Source organism: Lancefieldella sp. Marseille-Q7238 (genome assembly GCF_949152215.1).
Classification (GTDB): domain Bacteria; phylum Actinomycetota; class Coriobacteriia; order Coriobacteriales; family Atopobiaceae; genus Lancefieldella.
Map to the genome: position 1 here is coordinate 918,914 of NZ_OX424407.1, position 17,418 is coordinate 936,331.

A 17,418-nucleotide genomic window follows, 5' to 3' on the forward strand; every position below is an offset into this window, starting at 1 on the left:
GCTCCTTTAGGTGCCTATTTGCCCCTACTTCATGAAATTGCTACATACTTACCTCACCGCAACTACGCCATTACTTCACTGAGACTCCACCATCACTCCACCGCGACTTCAATATAGGAATCCTCGATACGCAGCGGCTCCGCCTTGTGTGATTTGTCGCGAATATCCCCAGCGATTATACGCAGCTCTTTTGAGGGAATACGATTCTCCTGCTGCAGACAGCGCCTTACATAATCGTCGTAGCAACGCTGGGCTTCTGCCGATCTTCCGCAAGCCCGCATGGCCTTTACCAGAGCAATGATTGAGCTTTCTTTGTATTCATCGACAAGAACGGCGTTTTCGGCGAGAAGTACCGCGAGCTTATAGCACTCTAGACGCAACGCGGCTTCTGAACCGATTGTCATGATGTCGATATACTTTTGACAGAAATTTCTTCTCACCGTTTCAACGTAGGAAAAAGCATCGTCTGTCGGAACATAGACATCACCTCTATACAGACACCGAACTTCCTGCGCAAGATGGACCAACTCTTCATCGTCCGTAACGGTCGGTACTATCCGAGCGATTTCTTCAAAGCGGTCGATATCAACCGTAAAGATTTGATCATTCAACATGACGGTCTTCTCACCTCGAATCGATATGATTGGATTGCATGTTTCATCAATTGAAGCGATTGCCTGTCTAATCACTCTTGTTGCCTGGTAGATTTTCTCGACACCTGCTCCATATGTGCAATTTGGCCACAGCGCGTCAATAATGGCGTGCCTCGGCGCGGTATGTTTTCTGGAGAGCGCCAGGTAAATAAGGAGCAGTTTAGCGTAGCGTTTTCCAAACATACTCTCCGGAACAGGCACCCCATTAACCGTTACCGAAAATCCTCCCAAAATAGAGAGCCGAATACCCCGATGTGGAGACGCCTGAGTGGAACCAGCCTCTTTCTGCGTTTCATGCTGTATTTCATGCGAATGGGGATTTATGCTGCCAGAATTCTTCTGCAATGAGGCTCCCATTGCACGTTTCCAAGACTCAGGGATACACTTTGTAAGTTCGTCCGAAAACTGCCCAATTCCTTTTACAAGCGCACGAATAAGCCAAAGCGCGTTCTGAGGCGCCGACTCAGCAGACATCCGCGGCTCTTTGAGAGACCCGCATCCTGAAAAGGAATCCATCGCATTTACAATCACCTTATACGCCTCGTACAGCGAAGGATTAACAACAGGACGTGTTTCTTGTTCTTTTGGAGGCTCGCCCAGCATAAAGCGGGATACTCCCGAGAGAATGAAACCTGTTTCAGCGAGGTAGTCGCACCGAACCTTTTGCGCAAGAACCAACGCATTGTTTGCATGAACATACGCTCGCGGATACGCTTTGCTTCGCAGGTCAAGTATGCTGACCGCAAGCAACTCAACAACTTGCGCAATCACATCGCCGCGCTCTTCAGCCTGAGACGCGTAGCGCTCAACCTGATAAATTGAGGCAACATCTGTTTCTTTCTGCTCAATAAGCCGGAGACTTTGCACAATGCCGATATAACTTCTCAACCCCATAACATCAGACGTTCTCAAAAAGCCAAGCGCCTCATCCAACCGAACTGATGAAGCTGGTTGAGGAATTCCTAAAAGGATGCGGAGTATCTCTCTGTCAATCGTGATACATGCGGACGACAGGGTCATTTTGCAGTCATCATGTATTTCAAGGCTCAAAAGTCGATATGCATCGGCCAACCTTCCCACACGAACAAGCGAAAAGACCTGTCTGTGCAGCATGAGCCTCTGAACCATGGAGCTTTGCTCATCGATGTCTCCTGCAAGAAACGGCAACGGTTTAACAACGAGCATCCTTGCAGACGCGAGCAGAGCACATGCATTGACAAGAGACTCCGGTGAAGCAATTGATTTGGCGGAGAAGGTATCGTCAAAATCCTTGTTTTGCGTCTGCCCCTGTACGACATATGAAAGAGCGTGCTCAAGCGCCCTCATACCAGTCCGCGAAAGAACATCTCTGTTTCTCATGGTCAAAAATACATTGCTTACAAGGTGAGTTTCTCCCGCGTCAATCAGCTCAGCAGCATCCGGCAATACCAGGTTCCAAGAGTACGCCTCGCCAAGAAGCGTGCATGCGAGGGACAGGCGCTTGTATTCGTGACGCTCCTTTAGTAATAAGGCTATCTTCTGAAGGTACGCCATCATGAACGGCACATATTGCTTAAGCTTTGGAACGCAGCCTTCAAGAAGGTCGGCGCGGCTGTTAAGAATACAACTGAACCGTTTGCCCTTGTTATCGACACCGAAATAGGGAACGTTCGCTTCAAAATATGGCATATATTCAAGAGCGCGTTTTCCGAGAACCGTCTCAATATCCTGAAACGTTCCCTTACCAAGTAGCAAAAGGGTTGATCTGGCTATAAGCTCTTCGTGACAAAGCGCTTCTCTCACCGTATCAAAAATAAGAGAGAGCAGTGCTTCCTGGTATCTAATTGACAGCTTTGTTGTATCACCACAGAGCATTTCTTCTCGCAAAGATCCTACGAGCAGCGGGACTCCTCGCGTAAGCTTTGCAGCTTTTCTCTTTACACTCTCAGGCGCAGGGGAATTGCTCTCATCAAGGAGCAATTCGAGCGCACTAAAAACGAGACAGTTTGGTATTTCTTCAATAAGCTGCGCCGCCTCGGGCAGGCAAGCGACAACAACGGCACAACCTGCAGCTCTCAACCGGCTGAATGCGCGAGCCTGTTTAACCACCTGCGCTTCATCTGATTCCGGCACATCGTCAAAGAAAACAATCCGCTGTTTGATTGAGTTTTTGCAACGAGAAATGTCATATGATTTGCGAGCAATATATGCGGAAGCGTCTTTTGGAGTGTAGCCGCAAAGCGAAAAATCATAGTACTTCCAGCCACGATACTCCGATTGCGCTCGCAATTCACGCATGAGCGTTGTTTTACCCATTCCAGGCTCAGCGCAAAGGACCAAGATTCTATCGCGCATAGCCGAATCAATAAAATGACCAACCGTAAGTGAATGGCTAAAGAGACCTTCGTAGGGACTCACAAAGGAGCAGCGCGACGGTGCATGATGAGTCTCTTCAGAATTTTCTTGATACATAGTGTGTCCCCCTCACCTATTGCTAGCCGTGCAACTCCATTCTCTTGGACTTACTTTTGGTTGCACTTTTGGCTCTTTAAAAGTTTCACTACTAAGAGTGATACAAAATGCAATAGAAAAATTAAGGACTCGGTAATCGGTAGGGAGAAATTTGTAAGATTAAGGTCAAATAGCAGTCAGATAACGGTCAGATGAAACATAAGGTGTGTTGAGAATGTTTAAAACTCTCTCATAATATATTACATATTTTGTTATCTAATCATTTTTTCTTAAATATATAAGCTAATTTAACGAAAGTTATCGAATTATGAAATTTATGTATTTTATATATGTAGGTTTTGTTTACTATCCGTAGAAAAATCTTCGAAGAAAAGTTGAAAAATTGCATCTTAAAGAAGCGGCTCAAGATATAGAGATTTCATGTAGGGGCTGAACGGTCACACAAATCCGCCTATGCACACAGTTTCATCAAAAAAACTCGACACATCTTCCACATTTCATCTACGGCATCGTTCTTCAAAAGCCTCCACATACGCGCACGCAAAAGTCCCTCTCTATGCAAATGCCCCTTGTTGGTCAGCGACGTCCTGCTCTCCCACGGACTTCCTCCGCAGTACCATCGGCGCTCGGGAGCTTAACTTCTGGGTTCGGAATGGGACCAGGTGTGCCTTCCCTGCCATAATCGCTGACCAACAAGGGGTATTCGACTTTCAAGCGAGGCTTTCGCTCACGTACCCTGAGGGCCGCACAGTGTGATTGTTCGATCGAAGAAGGATCGCTTTGGATAGAAGTATGTTTGAAAAGAAGAGCTCGACCGATTAGTATTGCTCGACTAAATGCGTTGCCGCACGTACATCTGCAACCTATCAACCTCGTAGTCTACAAGGGGTCTTACCGAAAGGAAAACTCATCTTGGGATGGGCTTCCCGCTTAGATGCTTTCAGCGGTTATCCCAACCGGACTCAGCTACCGGGCTCTGCCATTGGTTGACAACCCGTACACCGGAGGTCCGTCCACCCCGGTCCTCTCGTACTAGGGGCAGCCTCCCTCAATTTTCCTACGCCCACAGAGGATAGGGACCGAACTGTCTCACGACGTTCTGAACCCAGCTCGCGTACCGCTTTAAATGGCGAACAGCCATACCCTTGGGACCTGCTCCAGCCCCAGGATGCGATGAGCCGACATCGAGGTGCCAAACCTTCCCGTCGATGTGGACTCTTGGGGAAGATCAGCCTGTTATCCCCGGAGTACCTTTTATCCGTTGAGCGACGGCCATACCACTCTGAGCCGCCGGATCACTAGAACCTGGTTTCCCATCTGCTCGGCTTGTAGGCCTCGCAGTCAAGCCTGCTTATGCTCTTGCACTCAAAAGAATGGTTGCCGACCATTCTGAGCAGACCTTACGTGCGCCTCCGTTACATTTTAGGAGGCGACCGCCCCAGTCAAACTACCCACCTGACACGGTCCCCACGCCGGATAACGGTCGCAGGTTAGGATGCCGAAACGTCGAGGGTGGTATTCCAAGGGTGACTCCCCAGAAACTGGCGTCCCTGGTTCAAAGTCTCCCACCTATCCTCTACACGACGAACCGGCAGCCAATGTCAAGCTGCAGTAAAGGTTCACGGGGTCTCTCCGTCCTTCTGCGGGTAAGTCGCATCTTCACGACTAGTGCAATTTCACCGGGTCTATGGTTGAGACAGCGTCCAAATCGTTACGCCTTTCGTGCAGGTCGGAACTTACCCGACAAGGAATTTCGCTACCTTAGGACCGTTATAGTTACGGCCGCCGTTTACTGGGGCTTAGATTCGCTGCTTCGCATACGCTAACAACTCCTCGTGACCTTCCAGCACCGGGCAGGCGTCAGACCCTATACGTCGTCTTACGACTTCAGCAGAGTCCTGTGTTTTTGATAAACAGTCGCTTGGACCTATTTACTGTGACCGGCCGAGGCTCAAAGAGCGTGTCTTATCACCCAAACCGGCACCCCTTCTCCCGAAGTTACGGGGCAATTTTGCCGAGTTCCTTAACCATAGTTCTCCCGATCGCCTTGGTATGCTCTACCCACCTACCTGTGTCGGTTTTGGTACGGGCTCCGACAAGCTCCCTAGAGGTTTTTCTTGGAAGTATGGGCTCACTAGCTTCACTCAGTTGCTTCGTCAGACACCTCAGCCTCATAAGAAGCGCGTTTTACTACTTCTTAGCCTACGTGTCTTCACGGGGACGTCCAGAACCCCGACCAGCTACCCTGCTCCGTCACCCCATTGGTGATAGCGCTTGTGCGGAGGGACAGGAATATCTACCTGTTGTGCATCGACTACGCCTTCCGGCCTCGCCTTAGCTCCCGCCTGACCCTGGGAGGATTAGCCTTGCCCAGGAACCCTTAGGTGTACGGCGGACGAGTTTTTTACTCGTCTTTCGTTACTCATGCCAGCATTCTCACTTCTGGTCAGTCCACAGCCGGTTATCCGACTGCTTCAACCCAAACAGAAAGCTCCCCTACCACTTACACATACGTGCAAGTCCGCCGCTTCGGTACTATGCTTAGCCCCGTATATTGTCGGCGCATGTCCACTCGACCAGTGAGCTATTACGCACTCTTTAAATGAATGGCTGCTTCTAAGCCAACATCCTGGTTGTCTGAGCAAACGCACATCCTTTGCCACTTAGCATAGATTTTGGGACCTTAGCGGGCGGTCTGGGCTGTTTCCCTTTTGAATACACAGCTTAGCCCACATATTCTGACTCCCGGACTTTGGACCCTATGGTATTCGGAGTTTGATTAATCTTGGTAGGCGGTGAAGCCCCCGCAACTATTCAGTGCTCTACCCCCACGGGTAAACGTCCGAGGCTAGCCCTAAAGCTATTTCGGGGAGAACGAGATATCTCCAGGTTTGATAGGCCTTTCACTCCTATCCACAAGTCATCCCCTCAGTTTTCAACCTAAGTGGGTTCGGCCCTCCACGGGGTCTTACCCCCGCTTCAGCCTGCTCATGGATAGCTCACCTGGCTTCGCGTCTACGGTATGCGACTCACGCGCCCTATTCAGACTCGCTTTCGCTGCGGCTCGCTTTTGAGCTTAACCTTGCCACATGCCGTAACTCGCTGGCTCATTCTACAAAAGGCACGCCGTCACAGACAAAAGTCTGCTCCGACTGCTTGTAGGCAAACGGTTTCAGGTACTATTTCACTCCCCTTGTCGGGGTACTTTTCACCTTTCCCTCACGGTACTGGTTCACTATCGGTCACAAGAGAGTATTTAGGATTGGAGGGTGGACCCCCCAGGTTCCCACCGGGTTTCACGTGTCCGGCAGTACTCAGGTACCACACGAGAAGACATCGCAGATTCGCGTACGGGGCTTTAACCCTCTTTGGCCGGCCTTTCCATGCCGTTTTGCTTCCACGATGTTTTGTAACTTCTATGGTGTGTGGTCCTACAACCCCGAAAGCGCTTGCGCAACTTCCGGTTTGTCCTATATCCCCGTTCGCTCGCCACTACTTGGGGAATCTCGTTTGATTTCTCTTCCTCGGGGTACTTAGATGTTTCAGTTCCCCCGGTTACCTCACTCCTGCCTATAGATTCAGCAGGAAGTACTAGACGATTAAATCTAGTGGGTTTACCCATTCGGACATCCACGGGTCACAGGTTATGTGCACCTTACCGTGGCTTATCGCAGCTTATCACGTCCTTCATCGGCTTCTTGTGCCAAGGCATCCACCGTTTGCCCTTACCATCTTCTTTTTAATGGTTTGAACATACTTGATTGCACTTTTGCCGATACGGCAAAAGTATCTACAGATGCGATCTTCTTGAAGAAAATCGAATTAATCACACTATGCAGCTCTCAAGGTACGCGAGGGCGAACCCTCGAGACCGGATACTGACGCATATGCGGACAAAGATTTCAGTGTTGATACATTGCGAGGGTACTCAAATAAAGTAAATCAATCTAGATGAGGGTATCTCCCTAGAAAGGAGGTGATCCAGCCGCACCTTCCGGTACGGCTACCTTGTTACGACTTCACCCCCCTTACCAACCACACCTTCGGCGTCTCCCTCCAAACGGTTAGGCTGACGACTTCGGGTGCAATCGACTCGGGTGGTGTGACGGGCGGTGTGTACAAGACCCGGGAACGCATTCACCGCGGCGTGCTGATCCGCGATTACTAGCAACTCCGACTTCATGGAGGCGGGTTGCAGCCTCCAATCCGAACTGGGGCCGGCTTTCGAGATTCGCTCACCCTTGCGGGTTGGCAGCTCATTGTGCCGGCCATTGTAGCACGTGTGTAGCCCAGGACATAAGGGGCATGATGACTTGACGTCGTCCCCACCTTCCTCCGGCTTGACGCCGGCGGTCTCGTATAGGTGCCCGGCTTACCCGCTGGCAATATACGACGAGGGTTGCGCTCGTTGCAGGACTTAACCTAACATCTCACGACACGAGCTGACGACAGCCATGCACCACCTGTATAGGCTCCTTTCGGCCACGACGTTTCCGCCGCTTCACCTATATGTCAAGCCCTGGTAAGGTTCTTCGCGTTGCTTCGAATTAAACCACATGCTCCGCTGCTTGTGCGGGTCCCCGTCAATTCCTTTGAGTTTTAGCCTTGCGGCCGTACTCCCCAGGCGGGACACTTAATGCGTTAGCTGCGGCACGGAGGAAAGGCTCCCCCACACCTAGTGTCCATCGTTTACAGCTAGGACTACCAGGGTATCTAATCCTGTTTGCTCCCCTAGCTTTCGCTCCTCAGCGTCAGTTATGGCCCAGAAGGCCGCCTTCGCCACTGGTGTTCTTCCTAATATCTGCGCATTCCACCGCTACACTAGGAATTCCACCTTCCCCTACCAAACTCAAGTCTGCCGGTATCGGGAGCGGACGGAGGTTGAGCCTCCGGATTTAACTCCCGACCTAACAGACCGCCTACGAGCGCTTTACGCCCAATGAATCCGGATAACGCTTGCCCCCTACGTATTACCGCGGCTGCTGGCACGTAGTTAGCCGGGGCTTCTTCTGCAGGTACCGTCACTTACGCCTCGTCCCTGCTGAAAGCGGTTTACAACCCGAAGGCCTTCATCCCGCACGCGGCGTCGCTGCATCAGGCTTTCGCCCATTGTGCAAGATTCCCCACTGCTGCCTCCCGTAGGAGTCTGGGCCGTGTCTCAGTCCCAATCTGGCTGGTCGGTCTCTCAACCCAGCTACCCATCATTGCCTTGGTAGGCCTCTACCCCACCAACAAGCTAACAGGCCGCGGGCCCATCCTTCTCCGCAAAAGCTTTCTCACTTGAGTCATGCGGCTCAAGTGAAGTATCGGGTATTATCCTCGGTTTCCCGAGGCTATCCCCAAGAGGAGGGCAGGTTGCCCACGTGTTACTCAGCCGTTCGCCACTTTATACACACCTAAAAGGTGCTTTAATCGTTCGACTTGCATGTGTTAGGCGCGCCGCCAGCGTTCATCCTGAGCCAGGATCGAACTCTCCATTCAAACTGATACAGACACATGTGCCTGTAGAGGTTAAAAGAGGTGAGTATAAATCCTCGCTTAGATCACGCTGATCTCGGATTCGCTGAAATATATAAGAATTGGCGTGAATTTGCATTCACATTCGATTATTTCGCTAGTCTGTCTTTGTCGATCTTTTACGATCTCAGTATCCGGTTTTCAAGGTTCGCTGCGCTGCGCTTTTAGTAGGTCTGTCAGCGTCGCGCGGGGAATAACTATAGTCTCTACCCACCTTCGAAAGACCCGAAAAGATCGTCTTCACAAATCCTCCACAATTCGGGAACGAGAGGGTAGGTGGAAGGGAGGAAACATCTACGCCTCTCTGCGCACAATCTCGCAGGCGGCGTCTAAAAGCTTGTCGCGCTGCGCCTCGGTCGACGCCTCAGCATAGACGCGTACCAGCGCGTCCATGCGAGACGGACGAATCAACACCCATGAATTATCGGCAAATTGCAGGCGCAGGCCATCGGCGTGGCTTACGGATACAGGTTCATACCCTGCAACATCAGCGGGATTCAATCCGGGAAGGATATTGCGGAACGCCTGTGTAGCCGCCGCGTCAAGACGTACGCCGCGGCGCATATAGCGCATGCGTCCAAGCTCCAGCGTATCCTCAGCAATAAGCTCTGCAATGCTTTTCTCGCTTTTTGCGACCATCTCGACTATATAGAGAGCCGCAAGCAGTCCATCTCTTTCGTGGAGGTGATGCGGAAAACACATGCCACCATACTCTTCGGCAGCAAGCAACACATCTCCCGCCTCAATTTCGTTGTAGATGCGCGCGAAACCCACGGGCACCGACACAGATTCCAAACCCAGACGCTCAGCCTGGCGAGAAATGCGTGCGGAACAGGTAATCGTAGAAATCACGCGCCCCTTCTCGCCACGAAACGCAGCGAGGTGCTTAATAACCAAAGGAACAAACTCGTGCGGCGTCAGAAGGTGCCCCGACCCGTCGACTATAGCGGCCCGGTCTCCGTCGCCATCGAACAAAACGCCTAAGTCAGCCCCTGTTTCCTGCACAACACTGGAACACTCATCAGCCCATGGATCCGCAGGCTGCGGATGGATACCGCCGAAATCATCCTGAGGTCCCGCATGGATTTCCTGCACGCTGCAGCCCGCGGCGCGGAGCAGCTCGGCAACGTATCCGGAAGCGGCGCCGTACATAGGATCCACAACAACACGCAGGCGAGAAGAAGTGATCGTCTCAACGTCCACCTCTGAGAGAAGCGTTTCAAGGTAGGGAGTCATAAGGTTGATTGTCTGATAGTTGCCGCGCGCTTCGGTGGGCTTCAGCGGGATCTGATGCTCAACCACATCCAAAAAACCGCGAGATACCGGACCCCCGTTGTAATCGCGCACGACGATGCCATTGTATTCACAGGAAAGCTCGGTCGCCGTAATAATGATGCCGCCAACAGCATCGTCCGACGTCGCACAGGCGAACCCGACTGCCGGCGTGGGGCAAAAACGATCAGAAACCCGTACCTCTAATCCGTGTGCAGCAATGACCTGAGCGACAAGCCGCGCATATTCGGAAGACTGCGCTCGCGTATCAAAACCCACGATAACTGTGGCGCCAGGCTGCTCATCAGACCAGACGTGACCGAGGGCGTCCGCAAGGCGGACGATGTTTTCTTTGGTGAAGCTTTTATCATAGCGGGCTTGCCAGCCATCGCTGGAAAACCGCAGTATATCAGCTGACTTATCCAAGGTTCTCAGCCGCTTGGCCAAGCGCCTCCTTAAATGCGTCTATTTGATTGGGATCCGACAGTGCCATACGGGCATTGGTAGCCGCCCATGCAGCAGGCGTCCCCGTGTCGCAGCCTTCGGCAGGGTCTACCACCAGCGCGTACATCTCTTCTTCAGCAAGCAGGCGCTCCATCGCGTCAGTAAGCTGTATCTCATTTCCGGCGCCGGGACCTTGCGTGGCGAGAAGTTCCATGATTCTGGAAGACAAAAGATATCTGCCGACGATAAAGAGGTGCGATGGCGCGTCTTTAGGCTCGGGCTTCTCCACAAGTCCTGAAACTTTCCAAACGGCACCTTCGCTTTCAGTGTCCGCTGTCTCAGACCTGTTGATGCACTCCCCTGCAATGATTCCATAGCGATTTGTCTGATCTTCAGGGACGGGCGCAACGGCGATAACGGAAGCGCCGCCATGCTCCTTGGAAACCTCCGTCATACGAAGGCACATCTGGCGGTCCGGAACAAAGTAATCGCCCAGCAGTACAAAAAACGGCTCAGCGCCCACAGCCTCCGCAGCGCACAGTACCGCATGACCAAGACCGCGGGGGTTGTCTTGATAGACAAAAGAGACCGGAAGTGTTGAAGCCTCATGAACTCTTTGGGCAAACTCGTCTTTTCCCCGTGAGCTCAACATATCTTCAAGTTTTTCATCAATGGAGAAATAGTCCTCTATCTGTGGTTTTTCTCGCGAATTGACAATGATGACGCCATCGACGCCTTCAGGCTCCAGAGCCTCTTCGACAACATACTGGATGACGGGCTTATCGAGAACAGGAAGCAGTTCCTTGGGCATTGACTTGGTTGCAGGTAGGAATCGAGTACCGAGTCCTGCTGCCGGAATAATAGCCTTCATCACATTCCTTCCGCATGACGCATTACGCTCATCACAATACCCCAAACCGCTCGGTTTAACCGCATTGCGCTATGCCTATGCCGTAAACGGGCGGATTCGGCCGCCCTGCGCATGAGCGCCGCACAACAACGTGTCCTCTATATATCCTCTGCGCGAGTACACTATACGAGAAATTCTCTGGAATTCGAGAGATTACCTCTCATCGATAGTAATTCCTCGACTCTCAAGGAATTGCACCAGTTTGGACATGGTGCTGTGCGAAAGCGAATGCTCCATCAGGCACGCCTCCGCGTCCGCGGTGTCCTCGTCCACATGCAGGTCATGCTCGAGAAACGTTCTGAGCGCACGGTGGGCGCGCCATACCTGTCGCGCGTTTTTCTCGCCTTCCTCTGTCAGTGTCACACGGCCATAGCGGCTCTGCTCAACCATGCCCTGCTCTTTAAGGAGGGAAAGCGCCTTGTTTACGCTTGCTTTGGAGACCTTGAGCGCCTCGGCAACATCGACCGAACGAACGCCTCTGTCGTCTTCAGGCTGGTCCAAAGCAATCCGATAAATCGCTTCCAGATAATCTTCCCCTGCCTTGCTTAGGGTATGGTCAGGGAGTATTGCGTCATTAGCCATGCGACCCTCCAACAATGTAGCAGCCGTGTTTTTTGATTAAGAGGAACTTTTACTCACTATGAATAATGATACCCCTATTACTTAAAACGTTACTTGAGTCGGCGGCGCACAGCATTACTTCACAATACGGCATGGCGCAAGACAGGCGGCACATCGGACAAACCAGAGCAAGCAAATGAGAGCGGCGACAAGCGCCAGCCCGAGCTTCGCCCAAAGGTATTTTGCAGATGGCTCAGAAACTACCATCCCACGTTCTACTGAATGACGTCTTCGCTGTTGACTGTAACGGGATTGTCATTATGCCCGCTGTCTTCCTCGCTTGCGGAAGTTAAGCGAGAAGTGCTTGGCTCCTCAGATGAGCCTCCTTCTCCCGCCTCCTTGTCGGCCTCAGCGTCAGTCTTATCGTTGAGCGAAGAGGGATTTCCTCCCCGGTCAATGATTTCCATCATTTTGGCAAGCTTATCGTCATCGGCAATGACATAGGACTGGTCGCCGATGGTTTCAGGAGCCGAGGGTACATATGCCGTATAGATGCCGGTGTCCGCTCGCAGGCCTATCATCTGAGACGCAAGTGAGATTGCGTCGGCCACCGAGAGATCCGTGACCACCATATCGGCCGTAGCGTTAATGATGGAAGCAATCTTGACCGGATCACCCGAAGAAAGCACCTGCGCCAGAAGAGCCTTGATAAAGGTGCGCTGGTGCCGCATACGCGTATAGTCGCTGTCCGCAAAGGCATACCGGCAACGCGTATAGAACAGCGCCTGTTGCCCGTTGAGGGTCTGCCTGCCCGCATAGAGCTCGGTCACGCCGCTGAAGTTCTCGGTGTCGCGCATGTATTGATCTACATCGACTGTCACTCCACCAACGGCATCGGTAATACCCGCGAGGCCGTCGAAATTCACTTCCGCGTAGTGCGCAATCTTAACGCCGCAGAGCTGGTTGACTATCTGCACCATTCCGGCCGCCCCGTCATAAAAATGGACGGCATTGATCTTCATCTGTGTGCCCTTCCATGTGACATAGGTGTCACGCGGAATGGAAAGCAAGGTCACTCGCTTGTTGGCCGGATCAACGCGAGCCAAGATGATAGAATCTGCACGATACTCAGTTTCTCCTGGCCGCCCGTCAGTGCCTAAAAGCAGCATATAGTATGGATCGGACGGAGCAGTCTGCTCTGTCAGAGTACTGCGGAGATTGTCATTAATGACTTCTGAGTTATTGAGGCGCATCTGAATGGACGCCACCCATACCACCGCCGCAACAACGGTGGCTATGACAAGGGAAGAAAACGTGACGAGAGCAGCCCTTTTGGCGACACTTCTGTGCGCAACTTTTTTACGGCGCTCGTGATACGCTTCCGCTGAAACTCGGCTGAACCGCGCCGTCTCGGAAACGAACGGCGTGCCTTTGTCCTTTTGAGTCTTAGCGGACTTTGGGCTCATGAACGTTACCCTTCAAAGATATCATCATCAGGAATGGACAGGCGCCGGGCAACCGCTCCGATTGAGACAAGCTTCTCGACAAAGCCCTCGTAACCACGGTCGATATGATGGATGGCCGATACCGTTGTTTCTCCTTCTGCCACAAGGCCAGCCATCACGAGCGCGGCGCCGCCACGAAGATCCGGTGATTTAACCTGGGCTCCTTCAAGCCCGGAAACACCGCGAACGATAGCGTGATGGCCTTCGATGGTAATATCGGCACCCATACGTTGAAGCTCGCTTGCAAGCATAAAACGGTTTTCAAAGACATTCTCCGTAACGATGCAGCTGCCTTCGGAAAGTGAAAGCAGCGTCATAGTCTGAGCTTGCATGTCCGTCGGAAAACCCGGGAACGGCAGTGTCTGAATATCAATGGCTTTCAAGGGTTTTTGGCGAGAAGCACACGCCCACTGTCTGCCGTATTCGATATTGATGCCCATTTGCTCATACTTCTTGAGCACCAGGCCAAGGTGTTTGGGGTCAAAGCCGTTCACGCGCACAGGGTCACCCGTAAGAGCGCCGATGGCTAGAAATGTTCCCGCCTCGATGCGATCCCCTACAACAGCGTGCACGCACGGATGAAGCTCCTTGACGCCGTGAATTTCAATGACGGGAGTACCTGCTCCAACAACGCGAGCGCCCATTTCGTTCAGGAGATTGGCAAGGTCAACAATCTCGGGTTCACGAGCCGCATTGTCGATAACCGTTGTGCCTTTCGCAAACACTGAGGCCATCATGAGGTTTTCCGTCGCTCCAACCGACGCGAACGCCAAAGAGACAGTTTCGCCGACAAGACCATTTGGAACGGAAGCGTGGATATTGCCGTGCGCTACCTTAAACGCAACACCTAAAGCCTCAAGGCCCAGGATATGCATATCAATCTTTCGAGCACCGATGTTGCAGCCTCCGGGCATTGCCACAATCGCCTTCCCGAAACGGGAAATAAGCGGTCCCAACACCGCTGTTGAGGCGCGCATCTGGGCAACAAGGCTGTACGGAGTTTCCCATTTATCGATATCGGAGGTATCAATCTTAAGCGTATGTTTGTCCACAACTTCGATGCGCGCGCCAAGGGTTTTTAAGACCTTTCCCATCACGTGCACATCGGCAATATCGGGTACGTTAGTAAGCGTTGTAACGCCAGGCGCCATGATAGTGGCCGCCATGAGCTTCAACGCAGAGTTCTTTGCACCCTCAACCGTCACCTGTCCTGTGACAGGATGACCGCCTTCAATCTGTATGACATCCATAAGTCTCCGAGCTACTGCTCCTGGGTGCTTGAGTGTTCAAGCACCTGCTTCAAGAGAAGGTTACACCATTTAATCTTATTTTCGTAATACGCACGCCTGTTGTCCTTCTCGTCCAAGGCATCCATCTTATCAATGGCGGCGTCGCGTGTCTCGCGCACAACATCAGCGTTAATGTCGTCCGTCCGGCGGGCGTGGTCAGCCAAAATAATAACGCCGGACGGATCAATCTCAGCATACCCGCCTGAGATAACAACTTTTTGAACAGCGATTTCTCCATCGGGACGCCTGATGTGAAGGCGCACGATTCCATCACCAAGCGCGACAATCTCCGGTTCATGACCGGGCCATACGCCAAGCTCACCATCAATAGTCGCGAGGATGAGACTTGCCACATTTCCCTCGTACAAAAGACGGTCGGGTCGCACAAACTGACAGGTTAACTCAGCCATGGCAGATCCTAATTCTGAGAGTCGCCATCGGCGGCCATACGAGCCGCCCGCTCACGAACATCATCAATAGTGCCGGCAAAACGGAATGCCTGCTCAGGCAAATCATCGCACTTGCCGTCAATAATTTCAGCGAATGAACGAACCGTCTGCTCAACGGTACAGTAGGTGCCGGGATTACCGGTGAACTTCTCGGCAACGTGGAACGACTGAGACAGGAACTGCTGAATCTTACGGGCGCGCGCCACCGTCTTTTGCTGCTCTTCAGAAAGCTCGTCCATGCCGAGAATGGCAATGATGTCCTGAAGATCTGAATACTCCTGCAAGGTCTCCTGAACAGCCATGGCAACACGATAGTGCTCCTCGCCCACAATCGAAGGATCAAGAGCGGAACTGGAGCTTGCCAGCGGGTCGACTGCCGGATAAATACCCAGCTCGGTAATGGCTCGAGACAGAACCGTAGTGGCGTCCAAGTGCGTAAATGTTGTCGCAGGCGCCGGGTCGGTTAAGTCGTCCGCAGGAACGTATACCGCCTGAACGGAAGTAATGGAACCCTCTTTTGTAGAGGTAATGCGCTCCTGGAGCTCGCCCATCTCGGTTGCCAGAGTCGGCTGGTAGCCAACGGCAGAAGGCATACGGCCGAGAAGTGCCGAAACCTCAGAACCTGCCTGCGAGAAGCGGAAAATGTTGTCGATAAAGAGCAGGACGTCCTGCCCCTGATCGCGGAAGTATTCGGCGGTGGTCAAACCGGCCAGAGCGACGCGCATACGGGCTCCGGGTGGCTCGTTCATCTGTCCATAGACCAGACAGGTCTTCTCGATAACTCCCGATTCGGTCATTTCAAGATACAGGTCAGTACCCTCACGAGTGCGCTCGCCGACACCAGTAAAGACGGAAGTGCCACCGTGCTGCTGCGCAAGGTTATTGATGAGTTCCTGAATAAGGACGGTCTTGCCAACGCCTGCGCCGCCAAAAAGTCCTGTTTTGCCGCCGCGGACATACGGTTCAAGAAGGTCAATGGCTTTGATGCCTGTTTCAAAGACTTCCGTCTGCGTGGTAAGTTCCTCGAATGCCGGCGCGGGATGGTGGATAGGATAGTATTCCACGTCATCTGGAACCGGTTTTCCATCAACGGGTTGACCCATGACGTTCCACACGCGACCGAGCGTTGAGCGGCCTACCGGCATCATCATGGACTCGCCGGTGTCGACCACGCGAAGGTTACGCTGCAGCCCATCGGTCGATGACATAGCAACTGTGCGGACAACGCCACCCGGAAGCTGTGACTCAACTTCAAGCACCGTGCTGACATGACCAACCGGCGTATCGTCTTCAACCTTGAGAGCGTTATAGATGCTTGGAACATCACCCTCAAACTTCACATCGACAACAGGTCCGACTACACGGACAATAACACCGTCTTTCACACGATGCGTATGCTTGCCGAGAAAAGCCTCTTCAAGAGCGGAACTCGCTACCTGGTTTTCTGACATTACTTATCCTCCAATGCTGCAGCACCACCGATGATTTCGTTCAGCTCAGTGGTAATTGCGCCCTGGCGTTCACGATTATAGGTACGGCTCAGTGAACTCAAAACCCCTTCCGCGTTATCGGTCGCAGACTGCATAGCGCGGCGACGTGCGCCGTGCTCAGCTGCAGCGGAATCGAGAAGTGCGTGGTAGATGACCGTCCGTATATACGCGGGCATCAAATAGGAAAGCACTTCTCCGGCAGAAGGCGTAAACAAATAGTTGGGATGTGCGATGCGCTTTACCGCTGACAGAGCTTCATCATCGCGGGGCTTATTGGGCATCGTCAACTGCTCTTCGGAAACGGGCAGAAGCTGCTCCGAAACCTGCATCTGGTCTACCCGGTTTTTGGCATGCCAATAGCGAATAATCACGCGATCAATGCGTCCTGCCGCATAGCCGTCCATAATGTAGGAGGCAATGCGGTCCGCCTCATCGGGTGTCGGTTCAGAAGAAATACCCACAAACGACATGACAGGATTGATGTCCCGAAACGCAAAATACTCTGTCGGCTTACGGCCACATGTAATGACCGAAGACGAAATCCCCTGAGCCTTAAGCTTTTCCATATCATGCTCGGTCTGACGCTCAAGCAAGATATTGAAACCGCCCGCAAGCCCACGATCAGACGCTACCACAAGATATAAAACGTGCTTGATGGTAGCGTGCGTATTTAAAAGCGGCTGCGTGGAATCAAACCCGGCGCTCGCGACATTTGCCAACATGCGCGTAATGGCCTCTTTATACGGCATGGCGTCTTCAGCCCTATTGAGCGCTTTGCGGACACGCGCCGTCGAAATCATCGACATTGTGCGCGTAATCTGCATAGTGCTCTTAATAGAGCTCATGCGCCTTTGTATTTCGTGAAGGTTTGCCATTC

At 52.4% G+C, this 17,418-nt stretch carries 9 protein-coding genes and 3 rRNA genes; all 12 read right to left on the reverse strand.

Annotation, left to right across the window (positions count from 1 at the left end; genetic code table 11):
* Positions 1-92 precede the first annotated feature (92 nt).
* The 12 genes from QM016_RS04105 to atpG all read right to left on the reverse strand — a co-directional run bounded on the left by QM016_RS04105 (position 93) and on the right by atpG (position 17,416).
* Positions 93-3,104, reverse strand: coding sequence for a BTAD domain-containing putative transcriptional regulator (locus tag QM016_RS04105; RefSeq protein WP_282710347.1), 3,012 nt, complete (start codon positions 3,102-3,104; stop codon positions 93-95).
* A 574-nt stretch (positions 3,105-3,678) separates the two neighbouring features.
* A 5S ribosomal RNA gene (gene rrf / locus QM016_RS04110) occupies positions 3,679-3,794 on the reverse strand.
* A 108-nt stretch (positions 3,795-3,902) separates the two neighbouring features.
* Positions 3,903-6,843 (reverse strand): 23S ribosomal RNA (locus QM016_RS04115).
* A gap of 230 nt (positions 6,844-7,073) precedes the next feature.
* Positions 7,074-8,585, reverse strand: a 16S ribosomal RNA gene (locus QM016_RS04120).
* Together the 16S, 23S and 5S rRNA genes form the textbook arrangement of a ribosomal RNA operon.
* Positions 8,586-8,915: 330 nt before the next feature.
* Positions 8,916-10,340 carry a phosphoglucomutase gene (locus QM016_RS04125; protein ID WP_282710349.1) on the reverse strand — a complete coding sequence of 475 codons (1,425 nt, stop codon included), beginning with the start codon at positions 10,338-10,340 and terminating at the stop codon, positions 8,916-8,918.
* On the reverse strand, positions 10,312-11,208 hold the full coding sequence (locus QM016_RS04130; protein ID WP_282710351.1) for a UTP--glucose-1-phosphate uridylyltransferase: 897 nt from the start codon (positions 11,206-11,208) through the stop codon (positions 10,312-10,314). The genes QM016_RS04125 and QM016_RS04130 overlap by 29 nt, the downstream gene beginning before the upstream one ends.
* A gap of 192 nt (positions 11,209-11,400) precedes the next feature.
* Positions 11,401-11,829 carry a metal-dependent transcriptional regulator gene (locus QM016_RS04135; RefSeq protein WP_016477807.1) on the reverse strand — a complete coding sequence of 143 codons (429 nt, stop codon included), beginning with the start codon at positions 11,827-11,829 and terminating at the stop codon, positions 11,401-11,403.
* A 254-nt stretch (positions 11,830-12,083) separates the two neighbouring features.
* Positions 12,084-13,274, reverse strand: coding sequence for an LCP family protein (locus QM016_RS04140; protein WP_282710354.1), 1,191 nt, complete (start codon positions 13,272-13,274; stop codon positions 12,084-12,086).
* A 5-nt stretch (positions 13,275-13,279) separates the two neighbouring features.
* Positions 13,280-14,563 carry a UDP-N-acetylglucosamine 1-carboxyvinyltransferase gene (gene murA / locus QM016_RS04145; protein ID WP_016477805.1) on the reverse strand — a complete coding sequence of 428 codons (1,284 nt, stop codon included), beginning with the start codon at positions 14,561-14,563 and terminating at the stop codon, positions 13,280-13,282.
* An 11-nt stretch (positions 14,564-14,574) separates the two neighbouring features.
* On the reverse strand, positions 14,575-15,012 hold the full coding sequence (gene atpC, locus QM016_RS04150; RefSeq protein ID WP_016477804.1) for an ATP synthase F1 subunit epsilon: 438 nt from the start codon (positions 15,010-15,012) through the stop codon (positions 14,575-14,577).
* Between the two features lie 8 nt (positions 15,013-15,020).
* Positions 15,021-16,502, reverse strand: coding sequence for a F0F1 ATP synthase subunit beta (gene atpD, locus QM016_RS04155; RefSeq protein WP_016477803.1), 1,482 nt, complete (start codon positions 16,500-16,502; stop codon positions 15,021-15,023).
* On the reverse strand, positions 16,502-17,416 hold the full coding sequence (gene atpG, locus QM016_RS04160) for an ATP synthase F1 subunit gamma (protein WP_016477802.1): 915 nt from the start codon (positions 17,414-17,416) through the stop codon (positions 16,502-16,504). The genes atpD and atpG overlap by 1 nt, the downstream gene beginning before the upstream one ends.
* Between the last annotated feature and the right edge of the window lie 2 nt (positions 17,417-17,418).

Excerpts from the sequence above, each read along its gene's own strand:
- atpG (WP_016477802.1), bottom strand. The coding sequence starts at position 17,416 with ATGGCAAACCTTCACGAAATACAAAGGCGCATGAGCTCTATTAAGAGC.
- QM016_RS04140 (WP_282710354.1), bottom strand. The coding sequence starts at position 13,274 with ATGAGCCCAAAGTCCGCTAAGACTCAAAAGGACAAAGGCACGCCGTTC.
- QM016_RS04105 (WP_282710347.1), bottom strand. The coding sequence starts at position 3,104 with ATGTATCAAGAAAATTCTGAAGAGACTCATCATGCACCGTCGCGCTGC.
- atpD (WP_016477803.1), bottom strand. The coding sequence starts at position 16,502 with ATGTCAGAAAACCAGGTAGCGAGTTCCGCTCTTGAAGAGGCTTTTCTC.
- murA (WP_016477805.1), bottom strand. The coding sequence starts at position 14,563 with ATGGATGTCATACAGATTGAAGGCGGTCATCCTGTCACAGGACAGGTG.
- QM016_RS04135 (WP_016477807.1), bottom strand. The coding sequence starts at position 11,829 with ATGGCTAATGACGCAATACTCCCTGACCATACCCTAAGCAAGGCAGGG.
- atpC (WP_016477804.1), bottom strand. The coding sequence starts at position 15,012 with ATGGCTGAGTTAACCTGTCAGTTTGTGCGACCCGACCGTCTTTTGTAC.
- QM016_RS04130 (WP_282710351.1), bottom strand. The coding sequence starts at position 11,208 with ATGAAGGCTATTATTCCGGCAGCAGGACTCGGTACTCGATTCCTACCT.